A 9,478-nucleotide genomic window follows, 5' to 3' on the forward strand; every position below is an offset into this window, starting at 1 on the left:
GTCACGTGCCCGCGCGAATGGGCGGGCTCGACGCTGCTGGGGGAAGGGGACCTCGGCGCCGCCCCAGCCCCGCGGTCGCGAGCGCGGCGAGGACGACCACGAGGCAAGGGACGGCCAGCCATCGCAGCGACCGATCCCCGGCGACGTTGACGACGATCCCGAACCCGAGCGCGAACACGCCGATCGGCGCCGCCCAATCCCGCCACGCTCGCGGCGGGCGCGGCCGCGGGGCGAGCTGCGCCTCACTCGGAGCCCGAGCGCCCGCGCGCTCGGCGAACGACAGGGTCGCTATCGCCACCAGGAAGATCAGGCCCGCGAGCCGGCCGACGAAGGCAGCCGCCGGGTGGTTCCCAACGAAGCCTGAGACCGCCGGGCTGGCATCGAGCGGAGACTCGAAGACCGTGAGCAGGGCCATGAACGCCACCCCGAACAGGGCATAGAGCCCTACCAGACGCGCGTCGTAGACCGCGATCAGCGCCGCCAGCCCGGCGAGCAGCGCGCCGCCCAGACCACCGAGGAGGTATCCGACGGTTGCGAGGACGAGCGCGCGCGCCACGAGCGCGCCGACGGAGTCCGCGACCGGCACGTGCTCGCGTCGATCCGGTGACGGGCGCGACGACACCATCTGGCTCTCGGCCCTCCGTCGCACGCTCGCACCGACCACCAGGAAGATGCACAGGGCGGTCGTCCCGCCGGTGATCGCGAGCGCGAGCTCCCAGAGCCGCTGGGGGCGATAGGAAGCCACGACATCGATGGCCCTGGCGTGCGGCAGCTGCCAGCCGGTCAGCGTGTCGATCGACTGGGCCGAGCCGAGGGCGTGCCCGCTCGCCGACGCGTGCCAGTCGGCGCTGAACGACTGGCCGATGACGAGCGACCCGCCGTGTGGCGCCGCGATCTGCAGGTGGAGCCGAGTCGGTGACTCGGACAGCACCCGGACGGTTGCGGCTGGCGCGCTCCGAGTTGCCGGGGCCGGAGCCCCCGCCTGCAGCGCCACGGTGCTGATCACGCCGTCGGCTCCCGGTCGAGAGTCGAGTCGGTGTTGACCGCGAGCGAGCGAGACCGGGCTGCAGGCCTGGAAGTCGACGGGCCTGCCCCCGATGAGCACGAGGCTGCTCCCCGTCAGGCGCACGGCGACGGGACGCCCGTCGACCGTGAGCAGGCGGTCGGTACACCCGTCTGGGCTCAGCAGGCCGCTCCGAGCCAGCGCGACCGCGTCGGCCGGCGTGGACGAGTCGAGCTGGAGCGTCCCCCCCACCTGGTAGGAGCGCGTGCCGAGGGTCGTGAAACTGCGATGGACCGCGAGCTCGGTGTCCGACGCTCCGTCTCCCACGAGACGTTGGAACGAGAACGTTAACGGAGCCCCCGCGAGCGCGCGGCTGAGGGCCGGACTCGCGGTGGCGGCTTTCGCCAGATCGGTCGGAGCGGCGATCGTCTCGGTGAGGTTAAGCCCCGGGATCGTCACCTCCGAGAAGCCGACGCTCCCGCCGAAGCCCAGCACGGCTCGGATGCGCACCTCGAGCGAGCGCGTGGTGCGCGGCTTGAACGTCGCCGTCGTCGACGAGGAGGTGAACCCGACCGGCACCGTGGTCCCGTCCGAGAAGCGCAGCGTGGCGGCGGTCACGCGTCGTCTCCCGGTCGAAGCCCGGGTCAGATCGACCCGGCTGATCCGCTCGGGGCGCTTGAAGTCGACTCGAACCCAGGCGCCGACTGGGCTCGACAACCCGCCCACGTACCACGCGGTGTTCGGGTCACCGTCGAAGGCGTTCGCGGGCCGCACCCAGGTCTGGAACGGATTGACGACGGGATTGCCGTACCTCGACGCGACGATCTGCGTCGCGTCCGCGTACGTCGCCAGGCTCTGGCTGCCGGGACGATGGAAGAGGTCATCCGGCGCCCTCGTGAGCTGCTCGTTCGCGGCCAGCGTCGGCGACACGAAGTTCCGCAGGGTCGTGACCTGGGTCACCTGTCGGCGATTGGTGTCAGTAACGACGACACGGGCCCCTGCGGCCAGGAGGGGGCGGAGCGTGCCCGCGGAGCTCGCCGCCGTGTAGCGCACCGCGCCGACCGCCGCGAGCGTGCCGTCGCTCGAGAGCGCGGGCCACGCCTCGCCACTGCCGGAGAGCAGCAAGGTGGGCTGCCTCGCGACCACCTGCACCGGCGAGCCCGCGCCGCGGACCTGGTACACCTCGACCGGCGGCAGGCGCCCTTCCCCGAGCTGGCGCGCGGTGACATCGCCGGGTGTGATGACGTTCTGTCCGGGTCGGCCAAACGTCGCGACTCGGTGCAGCGTGGCGTCGGCGCGGAGCGCGTTGAGATCGCTGGGCCGCGGGGCGTCGCTGGTCTCCCAGGCGACGTCGTTCCGCAGCACGATCCAGCGGACCCCGAGCCGCTGCGCCACCGCGGCGACCGAGCCCGGCAAGTAGGTGCGAGACAGCGCAGCGTCGTCCAAGGCCACGAGCAGATCCGCCGCCTGTCCCAAGCCCTGCGGCAAGGACTCACGGACGAGATGGGGCCGCGCGAGCAACGCGTCCAAGATGTCGTCTCCGACGTACCCCCAGCGATACCGGGTCCGTGTCGTCCCAGGCAACACCAGCACCCGGCCGTCGCCAGGTTGACGATCCAGCCACGCGGTCGCGGAGCGCCAGTACTGCGGGACCGCCGCCACCCGGTTCGTCCGGGAGTACAGCCGGCCGGTCCAGAAGGGGAACGAGGCGACGCCGATCACGATGACGGCCAGGCCGAGGCCCAGAAATCGGATCCAGAATGCCGACCGCGGCGGCCGCCGGCGACCAAGCCATCTCGTTCCGTCGATGACGCCGACCGCGAAGAGCGCGCTGAGACCCATCCCGAGCCCGGCGCCGGCCTTGTACGTGTCTCGGAACGAGCGGATGACCAGGCTGTGGTCGTATCCGAACTGCAGGACGCGACCAGCGATCGTGAGATGGTCGGTGGGATAGAGCCCGACCATCAGGACGAGGGCGAGCACCGCCATCCCGCCGAACACGAGCCGTGGCCGCCATCGCGAGCGCCAGACCACGGCGACCGCAACCACGGGAATCACGCAAGTTGCGGCGACCACCAGCGCGTTCGTGAAGTAGGAGATCGACTCCGGGCGGGCCACACCGAGCGACGTCCGCAGGTACGACAGCCAGTTGCCGAGTCCACGCCAGCTCTCCGCCCACGTCGAGTGGCTGCTCACGGTCCTCGGAAGCTCCGTGGTCCCGAGGTTCTCGGCGAAGCCGCTCACGTTGAACCGGAGATAGATCAGGGTCGCCGACGTGATCGCGAGTGTCAGCACCACCATTCGACCGAGGAAGCCGAAGAGTGCCCGCGCTGGCACGGACCGCGTCACCACGCCGAGGTAGATCGCGGTAGGGAGAATCGGGAGGGCCGCGTAGACGAGCGACGGCGTGTTCAGACCGCCCATCGTCAGGACGGCGAGGGCGAACGCGGCCGCCCACGGCCACTGGTGCTCAGGCTCGCGGACACCACGGACGAACGCCATGAGCAGCCACGGAGCGAGCGCGTAGTGGACGAAGAGCCCCGACGGCACCAAGAACTGTGTGGTGAACGGGCTGAACATGTAGAAGAGCGCGGCCAGCAAGTGCTCCGGACCGAGCCGCGGCCGAAAAAGCCGCAGGACCTGCACCATCCCGAGCCCCGCGATCACGAGGTACGTGCCGTGCAGCATCCGCTCGCTGAGCGCGGGCGAGAGGCCGACCGTCCGCAGGAGCGCGAGGTACGAACCAATGACGGGCGAGAAGAACGGAGCCGGCCGCCCGACGCCGCGCACGGAGTCCCAGAGCCACTGCTGTCGGGCGATGTACCGCTGGGCCCCCCAGTACTGCTCGAAGCGGGCATCGGCGATGTACCAGCCCGGCGAGTTCGTGAGGACTGCGAACGCGGCTGCCGCGACCAGGACTCCGCTCGTCGTCCAGAACCGCGCGCGCTCGGTCATCGGCGGGCCCGGCGGCCTCGACGGGGCCGTCCCCGCCGGGGGACTCCTTACGTCCCGGGCCGTCTCCCACGCCACGCGCACGTCAGCGCCTCACCGCTGCCGTCGCCCGCCGGCTCGGTGGCAGGACACTGCTTGGGGAGCCAGGCCCGGCATCAGCGCGTCCAGGCCGTCGTCCGGGTGACGAACGCCGCCGCGAAGCGCCGTCCCGTCGCCGAGTCGGCAACGGCGTGTTGCGACCAGCCGGTCCCCGCCGGCGTCGAGCGGTTGCGCCGGCGGCGTTTGCGGCGCGTGACGCGGACCCTCTGATCGGCGGCCCATAGTTGTGTACGCGCTGTCAATGCGTGCCCATCGCCTCGATAGCCCAAGAGTCGGCCCAGCCCACCGAGCCCCACCAACCGCAGCATCTGCACGACGACGTTGCGGGCAGACAAACAAGGATACCGACTGCCCCGTGACGTTGCGGAGCCGAGCGCACGCGGTCGCCGAGCAGTGACGCTCCCCGCACACTGTGGTTGCACGTCTCGGCCGCGACCGCTTCGTCAAGGCCGATCCTCGCTCCGGTCACCGCGTGCTCCGCACGTGGATCCGACGTCGCCGGATCGTGGATCAGCGCTCCCGGACGGGATCGACGAGCGGCCGACGGTCCTGCCACCGGCTCGGGCGAGCGGCGGTGAACAGCGGCCGGCGCGCCAACGGCCTCGGGCGGGGTCGCCGCGATCACGTGATTCGTCGAGCGATCGACCGAACGGATGAACGCGCCGGCGCCGCCGTCAGGGCATGACCGCTAGGTGCGTGCTGTCTTGGGTGGGCGCCGCCGCGTCGTAGGAGTCCGCGGGCGCGGTGCCGTGCCAGCAGGCCGCGGGGCGGGAGCTGGCGGTGCGGGCGCCGCACCCGACGCGACGAAGTTCACCCAACGAGCGTTGCGCCCACCGCTGCCGAACGCGACCAGGCCCGCATACGGGGCGGTCTGCAGCAGGGTGTTGTTGGCAAACGACTTCCGAAGCTGCCCGTTGACAGCGACGTCGATCTCCGTCCCACGCAGCACGACGCTGATGGTCGTCTGGTTTTGAACCGGCACGAGGCCAAGGCGCCCGATCGAGGCCAGCTTCCCGTGGTCGACCCGCAGAACACCCCAGGTCGCGAACCTCGGAACGGCGACGATGGCGTAGTAGTTGAGGATGTTCTGATACCGGAACACCAGCCCGGCGCTCTCGACCATCCGGGCCAGCGTCACCTGGACCGTGCCGTCCCCAGTGTGCATGTCCGCCACGGCCAGGTTGTAGCGGCGGGATGCCGGAGTGGCGACGTACGCCTCTCCGCCCTTCACGCCCCAAGTCCCGACCCGTGGGATCCACCGCTTGCCGCTGTCCGCCTGGCCGAGGGTCGTTGGGCTGTCCGCTCGCCGGAACGTGTCGAACACTCCGAACGAAAGGTTCTGGACGTGCGCGACTGGGGTCGACGTCTGACCGGTGGCCACCAGCGTGAGACCGACGCTCACCCCGGCGACGACGACCGAGACGAGCAGCAGCGCCAGGATCCTTCTCGCGCGTGACGACGCTGCGTACGGGCGGTCCGCGGCCGCGCGGCCGATGCCATCGAAGCTTCCCTGGTTCACCGGTTCCTTCCGGGTGCGAAGAGCGCGGGTCGGGTCCGTTCCACGTCGCCGAGCCGCGATCCGGCGAGGGGCTCGAGGCTGAGCGCGACGCGCGACGCCCGGACGCCACGGCGGATCTGACTGGCCACCGAGACCACGATCGCGATGCACGCCGCCACTGCGTTTCCTTCGAGCCAGGCTCGAGCCGCGCTGTCCGCGGCGTTCTGCGTGGTCAGGAACACGGCGGGCACGAGCACCGCCAGCGCAAATGCGACGCTGATCGCCACCGTGGAGGCGGAGCTCTCTCGGATCCGCGCCTCGGCGAGGAGCGTCACCGTCACCGCCCACGGCACCGTAGCGAGGACAAGGATCGGCAGCAGGTGCGCGGCATGGGAGTAGGCGGCCCCGTAGAGCGTCGTGACCGAGTCCGCGCCGAGGTAGGCGATCACGGAGCAGAAGCCGGCGAAGCCGAGCGCGATGCAGAGCGTGACTCGGAGCTGCGGGGCCAGACGCGCACCTTCCTTGCTCCCCTCGGACAGGAGCGCCTGGCTGACCATCTGCACACTCAGCAGCACAACGGCCATCACACTCCACGAGATGTAGAAGACCGCGTTCGTCGCGGGTCGCACCTTGAGCAGGACGATCACCGGCAGCACGAAGAACGGGGCTTGGATCGCGAGCTGGCCAAGGTAGTTGACCGAGGCGTACCGAAACACGCGCGCCGCATTCGCCGGTAGCGGCAGCAACGCGTGCCACACGCGGCCCTGGAGGGCCAACGCGCCGACGAGGCCCGACGCTGCCTGTGTCCCCCCGACGAGGACGAGGAGCCAGAGGGCACGGTCGCCGAACGGATGGAACCACACAAACGGCATCCGGACCACGGACACCAGCAGCGCCCGACCAAATACCCAGCCCCAACGTCGAAGGGCCATGAGGCGCATGTCGACGATCAGCGTGAAGGACATCCCCGTCACGATGATCGCGAACAGCGCGAACCCCAGTGCGTGACCGCCAACGAGCAGCGGAGCCGCCAGCGAGTGCGGGGCGAACAAGAAGAACACGGCCGTCCCGACGACCGAGGTCGCGGCCGTGTACAGCAACCCCCATTCCAGGAGGACGCGTGTGTCTCGAGTGCGGTCGTGCGCGTATCGGGCGACAGCGACGGGCAGGCCCATGCCCGTGGCGTAGTTCAGGAACTGAGCCGAGGTGAACAGGGCGGAGGCGCGGCCGACGGTCGTCGTCGAATCGACATGCGCAGCGACGAGCCAGAACACGAAGCCGCCGAGGGCAGCGGTCACGGTGGCGGCGATCAGCCACGCCGATCCCGCGATGAGGTGACGATGTCGGACCGAGCCGCGGGCGAGCCGCTGGCTCACCCGACCGCGATGCGGCGTTCTAGGCAGGACGCGCATCGGAACGAGTCGGCGCGTCTACGTCTCCATCTACACGGTTCACCGAAGCCCGGCCCTTCTTCGTCGACGAGTGCCGCACCGGCCCCGCCGGGCGCCAGAGCGCGTCCGCCCTTTCGCTCTGGTGGCGCCGTACCTTACGCCATCCTCCTGCCTTCCCGGAACGGAACTCGGCCGCCGCGGCACATCTCGGCCGTGCCCTGTGGACGCGCGTGATCGCACGAGAGCTCAGCGATTGTGGCGCTGAGAACTGGTCGCCGACACGGTCGTCGTGACGCTGATTCTCGAGTCGCGCCGGCAATACTGAAGCCCGCCGGGTTTCGCCCGGGTTGACCAGGATCGCTAGCGTCGGGAATGCGTCGGTGGAAGCGCCCTCGTCGGCGGCGGGGCCGACGAGGAGTGAGACCGTGCGACGAGACATCACGAAGCTCGGGATGGCAGCGCTCGTGACCGCATTGTGCTGGGGCGGCTCGAGTGCGGCCGCGACGACGGGATCGCGGGCCCCGACGGGCATCCACAAGATCCAGCACGTCGTCGTGATCATGCAGGAGAACCGCTCCTTCGACAGCTACTTCGGCACCTATCCGGGCGCGAACGGCATCCCGATGCGGCGCGGCGTGCCCACCGCGTGCCTTCCGGACCCGAAGTCCTTCCAGTGCGCGAAGCCCTACGTCGACCACTCCGACGTGAACGGCGGTGGCCCCCACGGGCAGCAGAACGCGGTCGCCGACATCAGCTTTGGCCAGATGAACGGCTTCGTGGCCGAGGCGCGGGCGGCGAGCACGACCTGCGGGGACCCGAACAACCCGGCGTGCGCCCACTCTGGCAACGGGCAGGACGTCACGGGCTACCACACCGGGAGCGACATCCCCAACTACTGGCGCTATGCGAAGGACTTCGTGCTCCAGGACCGCATGTTCGAGCCCAACGCCAGCTGGAGTCTCCCCGAGCACCTGTTCCAGGTCTCCGAGTGGTCCGCCGTCTGCCCCGATCACAACCCGGCGCACTGCGCGAACGCCAACCAGACCCCGGGCCTCCCACCGGACTTCCAGAACCCCCAGCACCAGCCCCGCCCGGACCCGATCTACGCGTGGACCGACCTCACGTACCTCATGCACCGGCAGAACGTCTCGTGGGGCTACTACGTGACCCCGGGAAGCGAGCCCGACTGCCAGAACGATGCCGCGATTTCGTGCGCGCCGGTGCGCCAGGCCTCGAACACGCCCGGGATCTGGAACCCGCTGCCCTACTTCGACACCGTTCGGAACGACCAGCAGCTTGGGAACATCCGATCGGTCAAGTCCTTCTACAGCGCGGCCCAGGCTGGGCGGCTCCCCGCGGTGTCCTGGGTGACGCCGTCAGGACAGCTGAGCGAGCACCCGCCGTCCCCGGTGAGCTTCGGCCAGTCATTTGTGACGAGCATCGTGAACGCGGTCATGCGGAGCCCGAACTGGAAGTCGACCGCCATCTTCCTGTCCTGGGACGACTGGGGCGGCTTCTATGACCACGTCGTCCCACCCACCGTCGACCAGAACGGCTACGGCCTCCGAGTGCCCGGCCTCGTCATCAGCCCGTACGCCAAGAAGGGCATGATCGACCACCAGACACTGTCGTTCGACGCCTACGTCAAATTCATCGAGGACGACTTCCTCTCCGGCCAGCGGCTCAACCCGCTCGTTGACGGCCGGCCCGACCCCCGCCCCACCGTGCGCGAGAACGTGCCGATCCTCGGCAACCTGACGAAGGAGTTCGACTTCAGCCAGTCACCGCGCTCGCCCGTGCTGCTGCCCGTCCATCCCAAGACCACCCTCACCGGCACCCCCCGGGCCCGTGGACTCTCTGCGGCCGCTCTCGCCGGCGATACCGACGGCTGACCCAGACCGCCGCCACGGCGCTCAGGTTGTTCAAGAGCGCCGAAGTCGCGGCGCTACCCCTCGGTTCAGACCCTTCGGTCTATTGCGGCGCTCACACTGCAGCGGGTCAGGCCTCGGGAGTGCTTCGTCGCTGCGCCCGCGCTTCATATCGGCGAATACCCCACCGCATCGGCCGACCGACCAGCGGATAGAGGGCGCCTACCGCCCCGTATCGGCGGGGGGTCGTGAGGTGCGTGATTCGCCGCTCGATCATCTTGGCGACCGCGTCGGCAACGACCTTCGGCGGGTAGAGCTTGCCGGTATACGACTGCTCCTCGTCGAGGGACCAGATCTCGGTATCGATCGGACCGGGGCTGACGACGCCAACATGCACACCGGTACCGTCGAGGTCCACCCCGAGGCCGTGAGACCATCGCGAGAGCGCCGCCTTCGACGCGCCGTATGCGGACTCACCGGGGTTGGGGACATATCCGGCCACCGACGTGACGTTGACGATCGAGCCGTCCCTCCGCTCGAGCATCCCCGGCAGCGCTGCCATCGAGAGATACACGGGCGCGAAGAAGTTCACCGCCATGAGCCGCTCGATCTCCTCGACCGAGGTCCGGGCCGCATTCTTGTGAATGCTGATGCCGGCGTTGTTGAC

General features: G+C 69.8%; 5 protein-coding genes. 1 reads left to right on the forward strand and 4 read right to left on the reverse strand.

The genetic code is table 11. The features are described from left to right. Position 1: 1 nt before the first annotated feature. The 3 genes from VG869_10825 to VG869_10835 all read right to left on the reverse strand — a co-directional run bounded on the left by VG869_10825 (position 2) and on the right by VG869_10835 (position 6,928). Entirely contained in the window at positions 2 to 3,958 is a 3,957-nt protein-coding gene (locus VG869_10825) for an alpha-(1->3)-arabinofuranosyltransferase family protein (GenBank protein HEV3451687.1), read from the reverse strand. Between the two features lie 784 nt (positions 3,959 to 4,742). Then, positions 4,743 to 5,573: a hypothetical protein gene (locus tag VG869_10830; protein ID HEV3451688.1), complete on the reverse strand. Its 831-nt coding sequence runs from the start codon at positions 5,571 to 5,573 to the stop codon at positions 4,743 to 4,745. After that, positions 5,570 to 6,928, reverse strand: coding sequence for a hypothetical protein (locus tag VG869_10835; protein HEV3451689.1), 1,359 nt, complete (start codon positions 6,926 to 6,928; stop codon positions 5,570 to 5,572). The genes VG869_10830 and VG869_10835 overlap by 4 nt, the downstream gene beginning before the upstream one ends. Positions 6,929 to 7,368: 440 nt before the next feature. Here VG869_10835 and VG869_10840 point away from each other — a divergent pair, with 440 nt between their 5' ends. Beyond that, positions 7,369 to 8,835, forward strand: a complete 1,467-nt coding sequence (locus tag VG869_10840) for an alkaline phosphatase family protein (GenBank protein ID HEV3451690.1) — start codon at positions 7,369 to 7,371, stop codon at positions 8,833 to 8,835. A gap of 106 nt (positions 8,836 to 8,941) precedes the next feature. Here the strand turns inward: VG869_10840 and VG869_10845 are convergent. Further along, a partial coding sequence (locus tag VG869_10845) for an SDR family NAD(P)-dependent oxidoreductase (protein ID HEV3451691.1) occupies positions 8,942 to 9,478 on the reverse strand: 537 nt, incomplete at its 5' end.

Source organism: Acidimicrobiia bacterium, assembly GCA_035948415.1.
GTDB lineage: Bacteria > Actinomycetota > Acidimicrobiia > IMCC26256 > PALSA-555 > PALSA-555.